At 70.5% G+C, this 17,316-nt stretch carries 17 protein-coding genes; 1 reads left to right on the top strand and 16 read right to left on the bottom strand.

The annotated features are described in order from the left end of the window. Nucleotides 1–7 precede the first annotated feature (7 nt). The 15 genes from F0U44_RS20425 to F0U44_RS20495 all read right to left on the bottom strand — a co-directional run bounded on the left by F0U44_RS20425 (nt 8) and on the right by F0U44_RS20495 (nt 15,613). The gene (locus F0U44_RS20425) at nt 8–775 is read right to left on the bottom strand and encodes a pseudouridine synthase (RefSeq protein ID WP_149730221.1); all 768 of its coding nucleotides are present in this window, start codon (nt 773–775) and stop codon (nt 8–10) included. Next, nucleotides 772–1,440, bottom strand: a complete 669-nt coding sequence (gene scpB / locus F0U44_RS20430; RefSeq protein ID WP_149730222.1) for an SMC-Scp complex subunit ScpB — start codon at nt 1,438–1,440, stop codon at nt 772–774. Before scpB ends, F0U44_RS20425 begins: the two co-directional genes overlap by 4 nt. Beyond that, nucleotides 1,433–2,338, bottom strand: coding sequence for a segregation and condensation protein A (locus tag F0U44_RS20435; protein ID WP_246160697.1), 906 nt, complete (start codon nt 2,336–2,338; stop codon nt 1,433–1,435). Before F0U44_RS20435 ends, scpB begins: the two co-directional genes overlap by 8 nt. A 7-nt stretch (nt 2,339–2,345) precedes the next feature. Further along, nucleotides 2,346–2,711, bottom strand: a complete 366-nt coding sequence (locus tag F0U44_RS20440; protein ID WP_246160699.1) for a hypothetical protein — start codon at nt 2,709–2,711, stop codon at nt 2,346–2,348. Further along, the gene (locus F0U44_RS20445; RefSeq protein WP_246160710.1) at nt 2,708–3,523 is read right to left on the bottom strand and encodes a ParA family protein; all 816 of its coding nucleotides are present in this window, start codon (nt 3,521–3,523) and stop codon (nt 2,708–2,710) included. The genes F0U44_RS20440 and F0U44_RS20445 overlap by 4 nt, the downstream gene beginning before the upstream one ends. A gap of 370 nt (nt 3,524–3,893) precedes the next feature. Then, nucleotides 3,894–6,437, bottom strand: coding sequence for a DEAD/DEAH box helicase (locus tag F0U44_RS20450; protein ID WP_149730225.1), 2,544 nt, complete (start codon nt 6,435–6,437; stop codon nt 3,894–3,896). Next, entirely contained in the window at nt 6,430–7,368 is a 939-nt protein-coding gene (gene xerD / locus F0U44_RS20455) for a site-specific tyrosine recombinase XerD (protein WP_149730226.1), read from the bottom strand. Before xerD ends, F0U44_RS20450 begins: the two co-directional genes overlap by 8 nt. Before the next feature lies 1 nt (nt 7,369). After that, nucleotides 7,370–8,494 (bottom strand): alanine dehydrogenase, encoded by a 1,125-nt coding sequence (gene ald, locus F0U44_RS20460; protein ID WP_149730227.1) that lies wholly within the window; start codon nt 8,492–8,494, stop codon nt 7,370–7,372. Continuing rightward, a complete protein-coding gene (locus F0U44_RS20465) occupies nt 8,491–9,078 on the bottom strand; it encodes an NUDIX domain-containing protein (RefSeq protein WP_149730228.1) in 588 nt (195 codons plus the stop codon). Before F0U44_RS20465 ends, ald begins: the two co-directional genes overlap by 4 nt. Beyond that, complete coding sequence (pyrG, locus tag F0U44_RS20470; protein ID WP_188113589.1) at nt 9,075–10,769, bottom strand: CTP synthase; 1,695 nt, start codon at nt 10,767–10,769, stop codon at nt 9,075–9,077. The genes F0U44_RS20465 and pyrG overlap by 4 nt, the downstream gene beginning before the upstream one ends. 14 nt (nt 10,770–10,783) lie before the next feature. Further along, the gene (gene recN, locus F0U44_RS20475) at nt 10,784–12,532 is read right to left on the bottom strand and encodes a DNA repair protein RecN (protein WP_188113590.1); all 1,749 of its coding nucleotides are present in this window, start codon (nt 12,530–12,532) and stop codon (nt 10,784–10,786) included. Next, the gene (locus tag F0U44_RS20480) at nt 12,529–13,506 is read right to left on the bottom strand and encodes an NAD kinase (protein ID WP_246160701.1); all 978 of its coding nucleotides are present in this window, start codon (nt 13,504–13,506) and stop codon (nt 12,529–12,531) included. The genes recN and F0U44_RS20480 overlap by 4 nt, the downstream gene beginning before the upstream one ends. Nucleotides 13,507–13,531: 25 nt before the next feature. Continuing rightward, a complete protein-coding gene (locus F0U44_RS20485) occupies nt 13,532–14,353 on the bottom strand; it encodes a TlyA family RNA methyltransferase (protein ID WP_149730230.1) in 822 nt (273 codons plus the stop codon). 2 nt (nt 14,354–14,355) lie between these two features. Next, nucleotides 14,356–14,574, bottom strand: coding sequence for a hypothetical protein (locus F0U44_RS20490; RefSeq protein WP_149730231.1), 219 nt, complete (start codon nt 14,572–14,574; stop codon nt 14,356–14,358). A gap of 10 nt (nt 14,575–14,584) precedes the next feature. Then, the gene (locus F0U44_RS20495; protein WP_246160702.1) at nt 14,585–15,613 is read right to left on the bottom strand and encodes an HAD-IIA family hydrolase; all 1,029 of its coding nucleotides are present in this window, start codon (nt 15,611–15,613) and stop codon (nt 14,585–14,587) included. A 48-nt stretch (nt 15,614–15,661) separates the two neighbouring features. Between F0U44_RS20495 and F0U44_RS20500 the strand changes: the two genes are divergently transcribed. Beyond that, nucleotides 15,662–16,801: a DUF1015 family protein gene (locus tag F0U44_RS20500; RefSeq protein WP_149730232.1), complete on the top strand. Its 1,140-nt coding sequence runs from the start codon at nt 15,662–15,664 to the stop codon at nt 16,799–16,801. Here the strand turns inward: F0U44_RS20500 and F0U44_RS20505 are convergent. Next, a complete protein-coding gene (locus F0U44_RS20505) occupies nt 16,761–17,129 on the bottom strand; it encodes a single-stranded DNA-binding protein (RefSeq protein WP_149730233.1) in 369 nt (122 codons plus the stop codon). The two genes, F0U44_RS20500 and F0U44_RS20505, sit on opposite strands and share 41 nt — an antisense overlap. Between the last annotated feature and the right edge of the window lie 187 nt (nt 17,130–17,316).

Genomic DNA, 17,316 nt, shown 5'->3' on the forward strand with positions numbered 1-17,316 from the left:
TCCCGGGTCAGAGCCCGACGGACTCCAACAGCTCGCCGAGCTCGTCGTTGGTGAGCTCGCGCGTGTCGCCGGACTTGAGCGTGCCGAGGTCGACCGGGCCGAACTTGATCCGGGTCAGCTGGCGCACGGGGTGTCCGACGTGGTCGAGCAGCCGGCGCACGATCCGGTTGCGGCCCTCGTGGATGACCAGCTCGACGATCGACTTGCTGGCCGCGGCGTCGATGATCCGTGCGCGGCGCACGTGGACGGGGCCGTCGTCGAGCGTGACGCCGGCGAGCAGGTCGGCGAGCGTCCCGCGGGCCAGACGGCCCTCCACCTCCGCAACGTAGGTCTTCTCCACTTCGAAGGACGGGTGGGCCATCCGGTGGGCGAAGTCGCCGTCATTGGTGAGCAGCAGGAGCCCGGAGGTGTCGGTGTCGAGGCGCCCCACGTGGAAGAGCCGCAGCGCCGGATCGGCGGCGAGCCGATCGGCCACGACGTCGGTGATCGTGCGCCGCCCCTCAGGGTCGGACATCGTCGACACGACGCCCTTGGGCTTGTTGAGCACCAGGTAGACGTGGTCGCTGACCGGAGGAAGTCGGTGGCCCGACACCTTGATCACTGCAACGCGCGGGTCGACCTTGGTGCCGAGCCGCGTGATGATCTCGCCGTCGACCTCGACCTCGCCGTCGAGCATCAGCTCCTCGCACTTGCGGCGCGAGGCGACACCGGACTGGGCCAGCAGCTTCTGGAGCCGGACCAGGCCCTCGTCGTCGGTCTCGATCTGGCGAGTCACTCGTCGCCTTCGACCGCGGGCGGTTCAGCGGACGACTCGGTGGACGTCTCATCAGACGCCTCGGCAGACTCCTCGGCGACGACCTCGGGTTCGGCCCGCGACGAGAGCTCCTCCTCCATGTCCGCGAGGTCGGGGAGGTAGGGCGCGAGCTCAGGCAGCTCGTCGAGCGAGACCACGCCGATCCGCTCCAGGAAGTACGACGTCGTGCGGTAGAGCGTCGCGCCGTGCTCGCCGTCCTGGCCGGCCTCCTTGACCAGGCCGCGGCTGATCAGCGTGCGCATCACGCCATCGACGTTGACGCCGCGGACCGCGGAGACCCGGGCGCGGGAGACGGGCTGCTGGTAGGCGACGACCGCGAGCGTCTCGAGCGCGGCCTGGGTCAGCCGGGCCTGCTGGCCCTCGAGGACGAAACCCTCGACGACGGCGGCGTACTCCTCGCGCGTGTAGTAGCGCCACCCACCCGCGACGTTGCGCAGCTCGAAGCCACGGCCCTGCTCGTCGTAATCGGCGGCGAGGGCAGCGAGCGCCTCGGCCACCTCGATCTCGGGATAGCCCACAGCAGTGGCGAGCGCGAGGGTGTCGAGCGGCTCGTCGGCGACCATCAGCACCGCCTCCAGAGCGGGGCGCAGCTCGGCGAGCGGTACGGCGAGCACCTCGTCAGTCATCGTTCTCCTCCTCGGCCGGGGGTTCCGGCTCGTCGGCCGGCGGTTCCGGCTCCTCACGCGGCGTCTCGTCGCCCGCCTCCGGCGGCGCCCCGTCGAACTCGTCGGTGATCAGCGCGTCGACATCGGCGTCGTCGTCGCCGGTCCAGCGCACGGTGAGCTCGCCCAGGGCCGTCACCTGCTCGAAGGCGACCGCGCCCTCGCGGAAGAGCTCGAGCAGGGAGAGGAACCGCGCGACCGTGGTCAGCGTGTCGGGCGAGTCGCCGCACAGCGCCCGGAAGGTCATCGTGCCGGACCGTTGCAGGCGCTCCATCACGATGGCCGCCTGCTCACGCACGCTCACTGCGGGGGCATGGATGTGGTGGAGCGTCAGCTCGAGCTCGGGCTTGGGCTCGAGCGCCTTGGCCGCCAGCCCCGCGAACTGCTCGAGGCCGATGCCGATCAGCACCTCAGGCAGCAGGTTGGCGAAACGAGCCTCCAGGCCCACCGCCCGCGGATAGCGCCGCGACTCGTCGAGCAGCCGCGTCGCGAGGACACCGGCGATCTGCTTGTAGGCCCGGTACTGCAGCAGCCGCGCGAAGAGCAGGTCGCGGGCCTCGAGCAGCGCGAGGTCCTCCTCGTCCTCGACGTCGCCCTGCGGCAGCAGGCGCGCCGCCTTCAGGTCGAGCAGGGTCGCCGCCACCAACAGGAAGGAGGTCGTTTCCTCCAGGTCGCCGTCAGGCAACTTCTTGATGTGCGCGATGAACTCGTCGGTGACCTTCGACAGCGCGATCTCAGTGACGTCGAGCTTGTGCTTGGAGATCAGGCTGAGCAGGAGGTCGAACGGACCCTCGAAGTTGTCGAGGTGCAGCTCGAAGCCCCGCTGCGCGGTCTCTTCGCTCTGCTCACTGCCCGACGTCACCGACGCATCATTCCGCACGCAGTCGCCTGACCAGCGCGGAGTCCTCCCCGTGAACGTCGAAGTCGGCCAGCACCATGCCCAGCGCCTCGCGCACGAGGCGACCGCGGTCGACCGCGAGACCGTGCTTGCCGCGCAGCATCAGGCGGACCTGCTCGATCTCCATCAGCTCATCGGAGGTGACGTAGACGGTCATCTTCTCGTCGTGACGGATCCGGCCGGAGGGCCGCTTCTCGCCGCTCGGCGCCTCGGCCGCACCGTCGGCCGGAGCGTCCGGGACGGCTCGCACCGATGCGCGCTTGGGCGCGGCAGGTGCGGGCGCCTCGGGGGCGTCGGCTGTGGGGCGGAAGAGGTCGTCGGCGGTGGGCAGGCTCACGCGTCGAGGCACCGCAGCGCCACCTCCTTCGCCAACTGGCGATAGGCCTCGGCGCCCGAGGAGTCCGAGGCGTACGACGTGATCGGCTCACCGGCCACCGTCGAGTCGCTGAACTTCACCGTGCGCCGGATGACGGTGTGGAAGACCTTGTCCTCCCATGCCTGGACCAACCGCTCGAGCACCTCGCGGCCGTGAAGCGTGCGTCCATCGAACATGGTGCCGAGCACGCCGTCGATCTCGAGCTTGGGGTTGAGCCGCTCCTGGACCTTGTCGATCGTGTTCTTGAGCAGGGCCACGCCGCGCAGCGCGAAGTATTCGCACTCGAGCGGCACGATCACGCCGTCGGACGCAGTCAAGGCGTTGACGGTCAGCAGGCCCAGGGACGGCTGGCAGTCGATGAGGATGACGTCGTAGTGGGCGATGGCGGGGCCGAGCACACGCTGCAGGGTCTGCTCGCGCGCCACCTCGTGGACCAGCTGCACCTCGGCCGCCGACAGGTCGATGTTGGAGGGCAGCAGGTCCATGCCGGGCACGCCGGTCGGGACCACGACCTCGTCGAGGCGGGTCTCCCGGCTCATCAGCAGGTTGTAGACGGTGTATTCCATCTCGTGCGGGTTGAGCCCGAGCCCGACCGAGAGCGACCCCTGCGGGTCGAAGTCGACGAGCAGGACCTTGCGTCCGAACTCGGCCAGCGCGGCGCCCAGGTTGATGGTCGTCGTGGTCTTGCCGACGCCACCCTTCTGGTTGCACATCGAGATCACCCGCGCCGGACCGTGCTCGGTCACGGGCTTGGGGTCCGGCAGCAGCGGCATCGGCCGACCGGTCGGGCCGAGCGGACGATCGTCGGCGACGACCGGGAGCGTGGGCTCGGCGAGCACGGGCTCTTCGATCACCACCTCGGCGTCGGCCGGAGCCATCGTCGGAGCCATCGTCGGCGCGTCGATCGGTGGCATCTCCGGTCGCGCGAAGGGAAGCAGGTCGGACACGTCGTTCCTTTCGGGAATTCTTGCCCGAGGCGGCATGTCCGGTGCACTGGAACCGCTGGAGAACCCACCCATCATTGCTGTGCCCACCCTCCGGGGTCGCCTCGGACCCGGCCACGGGCGGCTTCCCCACCGCCCTGAACTGATCGTGACCTCAGTCAACAATGTCGACACGGCGACATTGGGGAGACACACCGCGTCAGAGGCGACGCATCGAAACAGTGCGGACGACGGCCTCGCCCGCCGCATCCGATGCAGCGAGGTCGACCTCTGCCTCGATCACCCAGTCGTGGTGGTCGTCGGGGTCGTGGAGGGTCTGGACGACCCGCCACGTGGCGGGTCCCCGCTCGACGGCGAGCAGGTCCGGTCCACGTGCGTCGGCGTCGGTGCGGACGCGGTCGTGCTCGGCGTAGTAGTCCTCGATCGCCTGGTCCCACTCGGCTCGACCGAAGGTCGGCCCCGGTTCACCCACCTCGAGCGCCTCCAGCCCGTCGAGGTCGTCGCGGGCGACCAGGTCGACGCGTCGCCACATCGCGTTGCGCACCATGACGTCGAAGACGCGTCCCTGCTGGCTGAGCGGGCGTGGTGGGGGCGGCGGTGCGTGGTCCTTGACCTCGCGAGAAGCGTGGTCGGGGTCGTTGAGCGCCTCCCACTCGTCGAGCAGCGAGGAGTCGACCTGGCGGATCGTCTCCCCCAGCCACTCGACGAGGAGGTCGAGCTCCTCGGTGCGCAGCGCCGCCGGCACGGTCTGGCGCAGCGCGCGGTAGGCGTCGGTGAGGTAGCGCAAGACCAGGCCCTCGGACCGGGCGACCTGGTAGCGCCCCACCAGGTCGGTGAAGCCCATCCCCTGTTCCCACATCTCCCGCACCACCGACTTGGGAGCCAGCGCGTCGGGAGACAGCCACGGGTGGCGTTCGCGATAGGTCTCGTAGAGCGGCTCGAGCAGGTCGGCCAGGGGCTGTGGCCAGGTGACGCCCTCGATGAGCGCCATCCGCTCGTCGTAGTCGACGCCTTCTGCCTTCAGCGCGGCGATCGCCTCCCCGCGTGCAGCGTGCTGCTGCGCCATGAGCACCGGCCGAGGCGCTTCGAGGACCGCCTCGACGACCGAGACGACGTCGAGCGTGAACGTGTCTCCGTCGGGGTCGAGCACGTCGAGCACCGCGAGCGCGAAGTGCGACAAAGGTTGGTTGAGGGCGAAATTCTCGGGGAGCGCCTCGGTGAGCACGTAGCGCCGGCCGAAGTCGTCGAGGTCGTCGAGCCGGGTCAGCACCTCGGAGGCGACCAGGCTCCTGGTCAGCCGGATCGCCCGCTTGGCCAGCCGCAGCTGGCTGCGCCGGTCCTCGTGGTTGTCGGTCATCAGCCGCCGCATGACCGGGAACGCGTCTTCCTCGCGGGAGACCACGTTGACCAGCATCGCGTTGTCGACCTTCATCTGCGACTTCAACGGCTCGGGCTTGCCCTCGACCAGCTTGTCGAAGGTCTGCTCGGTCCACACGATGGTGCCGGGCGGCGGCTTCTTGAGCTGCGCCTTCGAGCCGCGCTTGGCGCGCTTCTCCTCGCTCATCGCCGCGTTCTTGGCAGCGGCCTTCGCCTTGGCCTTCTCGTTGTCGATGATGTGCTCGGGTGCCTGGACGACCACGTAGCCCGCGGTGTCGAAGCCGGCGCGCCCGGCCCGGCCGGCGATCTGGAGGAACTCACGGGTCTTCAGGACGCGCTGGCGCTGGCCGTCGTACTTCGCGAGGGCGGTGAACATCACGGTGCGGATCGGGACGTTGATCCCGACGCCGAGGGTGTCGGTGCCGCAGATGACCGTGAGCAGTCCCGCTTGGGCCAGTTGCTCGACCAGGCGTCGGTAGCGGGGCAGCATGCCGGCGTGGTGCACCCCGATGCCGCGCCGCAGCAGCTTGGAGAGCGTCTTGCCGAAGCCCGCGGCGAAGCGGACGTCAGCCAGACGCTCGGCGATCAGCTTGCCGTTGTCAGAGGTCGTGGCGAAGCGGCTCTCGCGGGTCGCGAGCCCGGCGAGGATCGACTCGGCGTGCTTGACCGCGTCGGCCTGCGTGAAGTGCACGACGTAGACCGGCCCCTGCCCCGTCGTGACGAGCTCGTCGAGGGTCTCGTCGACCGGCGTGAGGGACCAGGAGAAGTTCAACGGCACCGGTCGTACGGCGTCGTCGACCACCGCGGTCTCGCGACCGTTGCGCCGGGTGATGTCGGCGGCGAGCTCTGTGACGTCCCCGAGGGTGGCCGACATGAGGAGGTGTTGCGCCTGCGGCAGCTCGATGAGCGGCACCTGCCAAGCCCAGCCGCGTCCGGGCTCGCCGTAGAAGTGGAACTCGTCCATCACGACGAGCCCGACGTCAGCAGCCGCGCCCTCGCGGAGAGCGATGTTGGCCAGCACCTCGGCCGTGCAGCAGATGATCGGAGCATCGGCGTTGACCGCGACGTCGCCGGTCAGCATGCCGACGTCGTCGGCACCGAAGATCTCGCAGAGGTCGAAGAACTTCTCACTCACCAGCGCCTTGATGGGTGCGGTGTAGAAGCTCACCCGGTCGTCGGCCAGCGCAGCCATGTGGGCCGCGACGGCCACCAGCGACTTGCCCGAGCCGGTGGGCGTGGCCAGGACGACGTTGTTGCCGGCGAGGAGCTCGAGCACCGCCTCCTCCTGGTGCGGGTAGAGCTCGAGGTCGCGGTCCGCGACGTAGGTCATCAAGCGGTCGTAGGCCGCCTCGGAGGCATCAGCCATTGCGGGCCCGCGGGTGCGCGGTCGCGAAGACCTCGCGCAGGTTGTCGACGGTCACCAGCGTGTAGACCTGCGTGGTCGTGACCGAGGCGTGGCCCAGCAGCTCCTGGACAACCCGCACGTCGGCGCCGCCGTCGAGGAGGTGGGTGGCGAACGAGTGTCGCAGCGTGTGCGGTGACACGTCGCGGGTCACGCCTGCCCGCTCGGCCGCCTTGACCAGCACGGCCCATGCGGACTGGCGCGACAGGCGACCGCCCCGGGCGTTGAGGAAGAGCGCCGGGGTCCCCTTGCCCTCGGCCACCAGGACGGGGCGACCCCGCACCAGGTAGGCCGAGACCGCCTCCAGCGCGTAGGAGCCGACCGGGACGATGCGCTCCTTGCTGCCCTTGCCGCGCAGCAGCACCGTGCCTTCCTCCTGCTCCACGTCGAGGTCATCGACGTCGAGCCCGACCGCCTCGCTGATCCGGGCGCCGGTGCCGTAGAGCACCTCGAGGAGGGCGCGGTCACGCAGGGCGAGCGGGGTGCCCGGTGCACCTGCCGCCTCGAGGATCGCCTCCACGTCACCCAGGGGCAGCGCCTTCGGCAGTCTTTTCGCGGGGCTCGGCGGCTTGACGGCCGCGGCGGGGTCGGCGACCGCGAGGCCGTCGGCGACGGTGAACTTGTGGAAGCCCCGCACCGCGACCACCGTGCGGGCCGCTGACGCGGCGCCGAGCGGCGGGTGAACGCCATCGCCCTCACGCAGCCGCATCAAGAAGTCGGTGACGGTCGCCTCGGTGATGGCGTCGAGGCTCTCGATGCCCGCCTGGGCGAGGAACTCGCGGTAGCGCCGGAGATCACGCCGGTAGGAGGTGAGCGTGTTGGCAGCCAGGCCCTTCTCGATGCTGAGGTGGTCGAGGTAGGTCCTGACCGCCCGGTCGATCGGCCCTGGTGTCACCTCAGGCCAGTGCCTCGGACAGCGAGATCGCGTCGATGCCCACGGCGTCGGCAACCGGCTGGTTGGTGAGTCGGCCGGCGTGCGTGTTGAGCCCGAGCGCGAGCGCTGCGTCCTCGCGGCAGGCGCGCTGCCAGCCCTTGTCGGCAAGCGCGACCGCGAAGGGCATCGTCGCGTTGGTCAGCGCATAGGTCGAGGTGTTGGGCACCGCCCCCGGCATGTTGGCCACGCAGTAGAACGTCGAGCCGTGGACCTGATAGGTCGGGTCGGCGTGCGTCGTCGCATGGCTGTCCTCGAAGCAACCACCCTGGTCGATCGCGATGTCGACCAGCACCGAGCCGGGCTTCATCCGCGAGACGAGGTCGTTGGTAACGAGCTTGGGCGCGGCGGCGCCCGGGATCAGCACGGCACCGATCACCAGGTCGGCCTCCATCACCTGCTGCTCGATCGCGAGCTTGGAGGAGGCCAGGCCGTGAACGCGGTTGTTGTAGCGCCAGAAGGACATCCGCAGCTTGTCGAGGTCGGTGTCGAGCAGCGTGACGTCGGCGCCCATGCCGAGCGCGATGTTGGCCGCGTTCTGGCCCGAGACACCGGCCCCGATGATGACGACCTTGGCGTTGGCGACACCGCCCACGCCGCCCATCAGCACGCCGCGACCGCCCTGTGCCTTCATCAGCGAGTAGGCACCCACCTGGGGCGCGAGGCAGCCGGCGACCTCCGACATCGGGTAGAGGAGCGGCAGTCCGCCCGAGGGCAGCTGCACCGTCTCGTAGGCGATGGCGGTGACCTTGCGGTTGATCAGCTCCTCGGTGAGCGGCTTGTCGGCCGCGAGGTGCAGGTAGGTGAAGAGGGTGAGGCCCTCGCGCATCCGGCCGTACTCCTCGGCCACCGGCTCCTTGACCTTGAGCACCATGTCGACGCCGCCGTCGGTGCCCCAGGCTTCCTCGGGCGTGGCGACGATCGTCGCGCCCGCGGCGACGTATTCGTCGTCGGGGATCTGCGACCCGTTGCCCGCGCCCTGCTGGATCACGACCTCGTGGCCGTGGGCCACCAGTTCGTGGACGCCGATCGGGGTGATCGCGACCCGGTACTCGTGGTTCTTGACTTCTTTCGGTACGCCGACTCTCACGCTCGCGACCTTATAACGGCATACGCAAGGGTCGCGACGGCAATAGGTCCCTCCTTCACGCGACCGTCGAGGACCGCCGCGAGGAGGTCGTCGAAGGGCGCCCAGAAGACCTCGAGGTGCGCCTCCTCGTGCTGCGCGACGTAGTCGGTCTCGACGTGGGTCAGGCCACGGGCCAGGTAGATGTGGTGGACCTCGCTGCTGATCCCGACCGAGGGGTACGACGTCATCAGGTGCCGCCACTCCGACGCCTCGAGCGACGCCTCCTCGCGCAGCTCGCGCTTTGCGGTCTCGACCGGGTCCTCACCTGGTACGTCGCAGATCCCGGCCGGGAGCTCGACGAACGTGCCGGACCCGGCGTGACGGTACTGGCGGATCAGGCAGACGTGCTCGACACCGCCGCGCTCCTCGAGTGCCAGCACCAGGGCCGCGCCGGGGTGCTCGACGACCAGTCGGCCGAACGTCTCGCCGTCATCTCCCGGCGCGTGGATCTCGTCGCGGCGCAGCCCGACCACCCACGCGTCACGGTGCAGGTCGGTGGACGCGACGACGGGCCACGAGCCCGGGGTGTCAGCGAGCCCGGTCACTCGTCGTCGTCGACCGGCTCGGGGTGCAGGTTGGACTCGTCGATCGGGATCCGCAGCTCGCGCTGCCGCGCGAGAGCCGCACCGATGAGGCCGGCGAAGAGCGGGTGCGGCCGCGTCGGCCGCGAGCGGAGCTCGGGGTGCGCCTGCGTCGCGACGTAGTAGGGGTGCACCTCACGCGGCAGCTCGACGAACTCGACCAGGTCGAGCTCGGGGTTGAGGCCGCTGAAGACCAGGCCCGCCTCCTCGAGCTTGTCGCGGTAGGCGTTGTTGACCTCGTAGCGGTGCCGGTGCCGCTCCTCGATGTCGGTCGCGCCGTAGGCCTCGGCGACGACCGAGCCGGCTGCGAGTCGGGCCGGGTAGAGGCCCAGGCGCATCGTGCCGCCCAGGTCGCCCGTGCCGTCGACGATGTCCTTCTGCTCCTCCATCGTGGCGATGACGGGCTCGGGCGTGTCGGGGTCGAACTCGGTGGAGCCGGCCTTCTCGAGGCCGAGCACGCTGCGGCTGTACTCGATGACCATGCACTGCAGGCCCAGGCACAGGCCCAGGGTCGGGATGCCGTGGGTGCGGGCATAGGTCAGCGCGCCGAGCTTGCCCTCGAGGCCCCGGACTCCGAACCCGCCGGGCACGCACACGGCGTCGACGTCGGAGAGGTGCTTGGCCGCGCCGGCCGGCGTCTCGCACTCGTCGGAGGGGATCCACCGCAGGTCGATCTTGGTCTCGTGGGCGAAGCCGCCGGCGCGGAGCGCCTCGGCGACCGAGAGGTAGGCGTCGTGGAGGTCGACGTACTTGCCGACCAGCGCGACCGACACCTCCTCCTTCGGGTGGTGCACGCGACGGAGCAGGTCGTCCCAGACCGTCCAGTCGACGTCGCGGAACGGCAGGTTGAGCCGTCGTACGACGTAGGCGTCGAGACCCTCGCGGTGCAGGACCTTCGGGATGTCGTAGATCGACGGCGCGTCGGCCGCGGTGACGACGGCCTCCTGGTCGACGTCGCACATCAGCGAGATCTTGCGCTTGATCGAGTCGGGCAGCTCGCGGTCGGCGCGGCACACGACCGCGTCGGGCTGGATGCCGACCTGGCGCAGCGCCGCGACCGAGTGCTGGGTCGGCTTGGTCTTCAGCTCGCCGGAGGGGCCGATGTAGGGCACCAGCGACACGTGGAGGAAGAAACAGTTGTCGCGACCGATGTCGTGACGCACCTGCCGAGCGGCCTCCAGGAACGGCAACGACTCGATGTCGCCGACCGTGCCGCCGATCTCCGTGATCACGATGTCGACCGGCTCGGGGCCGCGACCCATCGCGAGGATGCGGTCCTTGATCTCGTTGGTGATGTGCGGGATCACCTGGACCGTGTCGCCGAGGTATTCGCCCTTGCGCTCCTTGGCGATCACCTGCGAGTAGACCTGACCGGTCGTCACGTTGGCGATCTGCCCGAGGTCGGTGTCGAGGAACCGCTCGTAGTGCCCGATGTCGAGGTCGGTCTCCGCCCCGTCGTTGGTGACGAAGACCTCGCCGTGCTGGAACGGGTTCATCGTCCCAGGGTCGACGTTGAGGTAGGGATCGAGCTTCTGCATCGTGACGCGCAGCCCCCGGCTGCGCAGCAGCCGACCGAGGCTAGAAGCCGTGAGTCCCTTCCCGAGCGAGGAGGCGACGCCTCCGGTTACGAACAGATGTTTCGTCGTCCCACTCACGGGATTCCACCCTATCAGCCGGATCGGGCCATCTGGAGCAACTCCCGCGCATGGGCAAGAGCAGAGTCGGACCCAGCGAGTCCGGCGAGCATCCGCGACAGCTCCTGCTCGCGTCCGGCGTCGTCGAGGGTGGTGAGTCCGGAGCTCGTCACAGTGCCGTCGGAGGACTTCTTCACGACGACGTGACGATCGGCGAACGCGGCCACCTGTGGCAGGTGGGTCACGACGAGGACCTGCGCGTGCTGGGCGAGCGCCGCCAGCCGCCGGCCGATCTCGACCGCGGCCGCTCCCCCGACGCCCGAGTCGACCTCGTCGAAGACGAACGTCGGCACCGGATGGGTGTCGGCGAGGCAGACCTCGACCGCGAGCATCACGCGCGAGAGCTCACCGCCCGACGCGCCCTTGTGGAGCGGACGCAGCTCGGATCCGGTGTTGGCCGCCAGCAGCAGGTCGATCTCGTCGACGCCGTGGGACTGCATGCGCAGCCAGGTGCCGGCGACCAGGAGCCCGTCTCCGGGTGGGTGGTCGGGGTCGGCGGGCGCGTCGAGCTCCTTGGAGCGCACGTCGACCGCGAGCCGGGCGTGCGGCATCGCCAGCAGGGTCAGCTCGTCACTGACGGCGGTCGACAAGCGCTCTGCGGCGCCGCGGCGGGCCTCGGTGAGCTCGACGGCGACCGCGGCCAGCTGGGTGCGCAGTGCGCCGCGCTCGGCGGTGAGCCGGCCGATGGTCTCGTCGGTGCCGTCGAGGTCGAGGAGCCTGGTCGAGGCCTGCTCGGCCCAGGCGAGCACCTCGTCGATGCTGTCGCCGTACTTGCGCGTCAGTGCCGTCAGCGCGGCACGCCGCTCCGAGACGCCGGCCAGCCGGGCAGGGTCGGTGTCGATGCCCGAGGCGTAGGACGCCACGTCGGCCGCCAGGTCGGACAGCAGGTAGGTCACCTCGGCGACCCGGTCGGCGAGGCCGCCCGCCTCCGCGTCGTGGTCGCGGACTCCGTCGAGCAGGCCGCGAGCGGCCGCGACGATGCCGAGCGCGTCGGGCGAGCCGAGCTCACTCGACAGCGCTTCGCGGGCCTGCTCGGCGGCCGTGCGCAGCGTGTCGGCGTGGCCGAGCCGCGCTTCCTCCGCTGACAGCTCCTTGTCCTCGCCGGGCTGGGGCCCGACGGCCTCGATCTCGTCGACGCCGAAACGCAGGAGATCGGCCTCGCGAGCCCGTTCGCGAGCGGTCGCGACGACGTCGGCCAGCGCCCGCTCGGTCGCGACCAGCCGCTCGTAGAGCTCGGCATAGCGTGCGGCGGGCGTCGCGACCGCCGCCCCGCCGTAGAGGTCGAGGGCGGCTCGTTGGGTGGTGGCCTTCAACAACCGGTGCTGATCGGACTGGCCGTGGACAGCGACGAGGGGTTCGGCGATCTCGGCGAGCGTCGCGATCGGAACGCCGGCGCCGCCGACGTAGGCGCGGGAACGTCCCTCGGCGCTGACGTTGCGCGCGAGCACGACGAGGTCGTCCTCGACCTCGCCACCGGCTTCCTCGACCGCCGCGGCCAGGCCCGGCACCCGGTCGGTGCGGACGACGCCCTCGACCCGTGCCTGCTTGGCGCCGACGCGCACGGCGCCGCTGTCGGCGCGACCGCCGAGCAACAACCCCAATGCGGTCACCACCATCGTCTTGCCGGCACCGGTCTCGCCGGTGACCACGGTGAAACCGGGACCCAGCTCCAACGTCGATGCGTCGATGACGCCCAGCGAGCTGATCCTGATCTCTTCGATCACTGGTCGTTCACCGAACGCTCCTGGATGCGCTTCTCGGCGCTGCCGCGCCAGCCTTCGACCGACAACCCGAACTTCGCGACCAGCCGATCGGTGAACGGGGCCTGGTGCAGGCGCACCAGGCGGACCGGCCGCAGGCCGCGGCTCACCTCGATCCGCGCGCCGGGGGGCAGGTCGACGCTGCGCCGACCGTCACACCACAGCACGCCCGCGCCCTGGTTGCCCGCGAGCACCTCGATGGCGATGACCGACGAAGGGGCCACGACCATGGGTCGAGCGAAGAGCGCGTGCGCGCTGAGCGGCACGATGCACAACGCCTCCACCTGGGGCCACACGATCGGCCCTCCGGCGCTGAAGTTGTAGGCGGTCGACCCCGTCGGCGTCGCGCAGACCACGCCGTCGCAACCCCAGCGCGACAGCGGCCGGTCGTCGATCTCGACGACGACCTCGAGCATGCGCTCGCGGGCGGCCTTCTCCACGCTCGCCTCGTTGACGGCGAAGGTGGAGTAGACCAGCTCGCCGTTGTGGAACGCGCGGACGTCGAGCGTCAGCCGGTCCTCGGTCGTGTAGCGCTGCGCGACGATCGCCTCGATCGTGGCGGCGACGTCCTCGTGCTCGGCCTCGGCCAGGAAGCCGACGTGGCCGAGGTTGACGCCGAGGACGGGCGTGAGGCGCTTGTGGGTGACCTCGGCCGCCCGCAGGATGCTGCCGTCGCCGCCGATGACCACGGTGAGCTCGCAGCCCCGGCTGGCATCGGTCTCGGAGTCGGTCAGCTCGACGCCCGGGTCGTAGGCGTCGGGTTCGATGCCGAGGTGCGCCGCCTCGGCGCGGAGGAGGCGTACGACGATGCCGTGTGCCGTCAGCTCCTTGACGAACGCGCGCGCGACCTCACGGGCCTCGTTGCGGCGCGTGTGGGCGAGCACGAGCACCCGGCGTCCGCTGGACTCCTCGGTCGGTTGCTCGGTGGGCGGGGTCACGGGTTCAGTCTGTCCTATCCCACCCTCAGGGGGTGTCGGCCCCGGTGCCCCGGTGTACGACGGCAGTGATCTCGTCCTCATCGACGGTAGCGGCGCCGCGGCGCAGCCACAGGAAGAACTCCACGTTGCCCGACGGCCCCGGGAGCGGGCTCACCGTGACGCCGCGGGCTCCCCACCCCCGCTCGTCCGCAGCCGTCGCGACGCCGAGCACGGCCTCAGCCCGCAGCGCCGGGTCGCGAACGACGCCACCCTTGCCGACGCGGTCCTTGCCCACTTCGAATTGTGGCTTGACCATCAAGGCGAGGTCGCCGTCGGGCCGGGTCACTCCGAGCAGGGCGTCGAGCACGAGGGCCAGCGAGATGAACGACAGGTCACCCACCACGACGTCGACCGGGTCACCGATGATCTCGGTCGTGAGGGCACGGACGTTCTGCCGGTCGTGGACAACGACCCTTGGGTCCGACTGCAGGGACCAGTCGAGCTGGCCGTAGCCGACGTCGACCGCGACCACCTCCCGCGCCCCTGCACGCAGGAGCACGTCGGTGAAGCCACCGGTCGACGCGCCGGCGTCCAGGCAACGCCTCCCCGCGACCTCGAGCCCCAGCGGCCCGAACGCGGTCAACGCGCCGAGGAGCTTGTGCGCGCCGCGCGACACGTAGTCGGGGCCGTGCTCGCCCTCAGCGACAACGATCGCGACGTCGGTCGTCACCCCGGTGGCGGCCTTCGTGGCCACCGCACCGGACACCTTCACGCGTCCGTCGGCGATCAGGTGAGCAGCACGCTCCCGCGAGGGGGCGAGCCCCCGCCGGACCAGCTCCGCGTCGAGCCGGAGTCGGCGCGGCGGCACCGTCAGGCCGACTGGGCCGGACTCGCCTCGGCGGCCCCGAGCTCGGGGTCGTCGAGCGCGCGGCGCAGCTCGGAGTGGGCCGTCTCGAAGACGTCGGCATGCTCCTCGAGCGGCCGGGCGTCGAGGCCCGCCACGAGGTCGAGCACGCTGTCGATGGAGGCGATGCCGGTCGGCGCCGGAACATTGCCGTCCAGGGCCGCGACCACAGGTTCCTCGGTCATGGCAGCGAGGTTACCGCTCCAACTCTTGCGTATCGGGGACGCCCACCCCGTTGATGTCGACGACGGAACCGGTCTGGTCGAGGTAGGCCCAGGCGGCGCACGCCGCTACCCGCCACCAGGCGCTGGCTGGTCCGTCGCCCTCGACGGTCAACCGCCCCCCAGGTGCCCCTCCACGCCAGCCGTCGAGGACCCAGGCGTCGCCGTGCCGTGCAGGCGCCGCATGGCTCTCGAGGAGACCCGCCAGGTCGACCGCGATGTAGGTCGGGCGGTGAGCGTCGTGCGCCGCGACCAGCTCAGCGAGCCCAGTGACACCCGTCAGCACGAGCAGCGAGTCGATGCCGACGTTGGAGGCACCCTCGATGTCGGTGTCGAGCCGGTCTCCGACCATCAGTGGTCGTCGCCCACCGACCCGACGGATCGTCTCGTCCAGGAGCGGCCGTTGCGGTTTGCCGGCAACGACGGGTCGCACCCCTGCGAACCTGGACAGCGTGTCGACCAGCACGCCGTGCCCGGGCGCCGGCCCCGCCGGCGTAGGGAGGGTCGCGTCGGCGTTGCTCGCTGTCCAGGGCAACCCGTCGCGCACCCGCATGGCGACCCGCATGATGTCGCGCCACAAGACGTCCGGGCCGTAACCGCTGACCACAGCCACCGCGTCGTCGGCGGCGCCCACGGGCACCAGCCCCACCTCGACGAGCGCCGCCTGCAGCCCCGGGCCACCGAGCAGCGCCACGTTGGCGCCGGCACCGTGCCGCTCGACCAGCAGGTGGGCGGCGGCCTGCGCCGACGTCACCACGTCGCGCGGATCTGCGTCGACGCCGAGGTCCGAAAGGTGCTCGGCGACCTCGCCGGGAGTACGGGCAGCGTTGTTGGTGATGAAGGCGATCCGCATCCCCGCGTCGCGGGTGGCCCGGAGGTGGGCCGCCGCACCGGCGACCGCCTCGCCCCCGATGTAGACCACGCCGTCGAGGTCGAGCATCGCCAGGTCGTAGGCAGATGTCAGCGGATCAGTGGACGCGGACAACCCCGATGCAGACAACACAGGGCAAGCCTGTCAGGTGGTTCAGGCAATCGTCCGTACGATGCCCTGATGGACGCAGCGCAGGTGGTGACGCCCCCGTACGTCGCTGGTCCGCTTCAGCTTCGTCCCTTCGCCGGACTCATGCTCGCGCCCCATCGTGTCGGCGACCCATCGACCGGACGGGCCTTCGCGCGCCCCTACCGAGGTGTCGCCGCCCGTCTGCTCCGCTGGCAGAGCCGGGGCCTCGTCACGCGCGACGAGGCACCCGCGCTCTACCTCCACGAATACACCGCCGCCGGCATCACCATCCGAGGGCTCGTCGGCGCGCTGGACGTGTCACGGCGAGCGACCCGTCCCGAGGACCGGGCGGTGCTGCCACACGAAGGGATCCATCCGGCGCAGGCCGACGACCTGGCCGACCGGATGGCAGAGATGGGCCTCAACCCGGCGCCCATCCTGCTCGTCCACCACGGGACCGCTCGGCTCGCGTCGATCACCAAGGCGGTCAGCGCGGGCACGCCCGACCATGAGTTCACCGACCGTTCCGAGCAGCAGCACCGGATCTGGGCGATCCGAGATGAGACGACTCTCAGCGACATCGCCGCGGAGCTGGCCGAGGCTCGCGCGCTGATCGCCGACGGCCACCACCGCTACGCGGCCTACCTCCGTCTCCAGCAGCGCGAGCCCGGCGGACCCTGCGACCTCGGCCTCGCCATGCTCGTCGACCAGGCGACGACTCCCCTGTTCCTCGGCCCGATCCATCGAAGCCTCGCCGGCACGACCCTCGACGACCTCCGCAGTGCCGCTGAGAGCCTCGGGATGTCGTGCACGGACCGAGAGCAGGCAGAGGCTGTATCCGCACTGTCGCCGACCGCTCTCGCCGCCACGGACGGCCGTGCCTGGGTCGTGGTCAACCTCGCAGTGCCCGACGACCAGGCTGCCGTCGAGGTCCTCCACCGCCAGCTCGTGCCAGCCCTGCCCCACGGCCCCACCACGATCAGCTATCACCACACCGTCGATGACGCCCTCAGTCACGCTGACCCCCGCTCGAGCGTCGCCGTGCTCATGCCGGCTCCCCCGGTCGATCTGGTCCAGCGCATCGCCGAGAACGACCGGCTGCTCCCGGAGAAGGCGACGTCGTTCCAGCCCAAGCCGAGCCTCGGCGTGCTCATCCGATCGCTGCGCGACGCAGCAGACGAGCCGAGCTGATCTCCACCTCGACCCGCGACGCGGTCGCGCCACCGGCTCGGAAGAACCGGCGACGCAGGGCACCCCTCACCTCCACCTCGTCTCCTGGCTTCCACGACGACACCGACCGCCGGGCACGGGCGTCCCAGGCGCAGCAGTCGACGACATCGACGCTCGGACTCCTCCTTCCGTCCGAACGCGCCCGCACCGGCACCCGCGGCACCACCACACGGAAGACGCAGAGCTCGTCCCCGCTCGGCAGCACCCGCACCTCTGGCTCACCAGAGACGGCCCCCGTCAGCCTCACCTCATTGGGCGGTTGAGCGACCTTCTTCTTGTTCGTGCTCATCTGGCACCTCCTTCGCCAGACACGAAACGGAGCACCTCCGACAACGGGCCCGCTCTGGGCGCCACCCTGTGGATGAACAACGCGTTCAGACGACCTGTGGACGGAAAGCGGGTCGCAAAAATGCGTAATGGGCTATCAGATAACTGATAGCCCATTACGAAAGTATGTCCGGCGGCGTCCTACTCTC

Source organism: Nocardioides humilatus (assembly GCF_008373755.1).
In the GTDB taxonomy this organism is placed as follows: Bacteria; Actinomycetota; Actinomycetes; order Propionibacteriales; family Nocardioidaceae; genus Nocardioides; species Nocardioides humilatus.

Bases quoted from the DNA above. Each gene is read 5' to 3' on its own strand.
- scpB (WP_149730222.1), bottom strand. From the start codon at position 1,440: ATGACTGACGAGGTGCTCGCCGTACCGCTCGCCGAGCTGCGCCCCGCT.
- F0U44_RS20445 (WP_246160710.1), bottom strand. From the start codon at position 3,523: ATGCCGCTGCTGCCGGACCCCAAGCCCGTGACCGAGCACGGTCCGGCG.
- F0U44_RS20450 (WP_149730225.1), bottom strand. From the start codon at position 6,437: ATGGCTGATGCCTCCGAGGCGGCCTACGACCGCTTGATGACCTACGTC.
- F0U44_RS20490 (WP_149730231.1), bottom strand. From the start codon at position 14,574: ATGACCGAGGAACCTGTGGTCGCGGCCCTGGACGGCAATGTTCCGGCG.
- F0U44_RS20500 (WP_149730232.1), top strand. From the start codon at position 15,662: ATGGACGCAGCGCAGGTGGTGACGCCCCCGTACGTCGCTGGTCCGCTT.
- F0U44_RS20505 (WP_149730233.1), bottom strand. From the start codon at position 17,129: ATGAGCACGAACAAGAAGAAGGTCGCTCAACCGCCCAATGAGGTGAGG.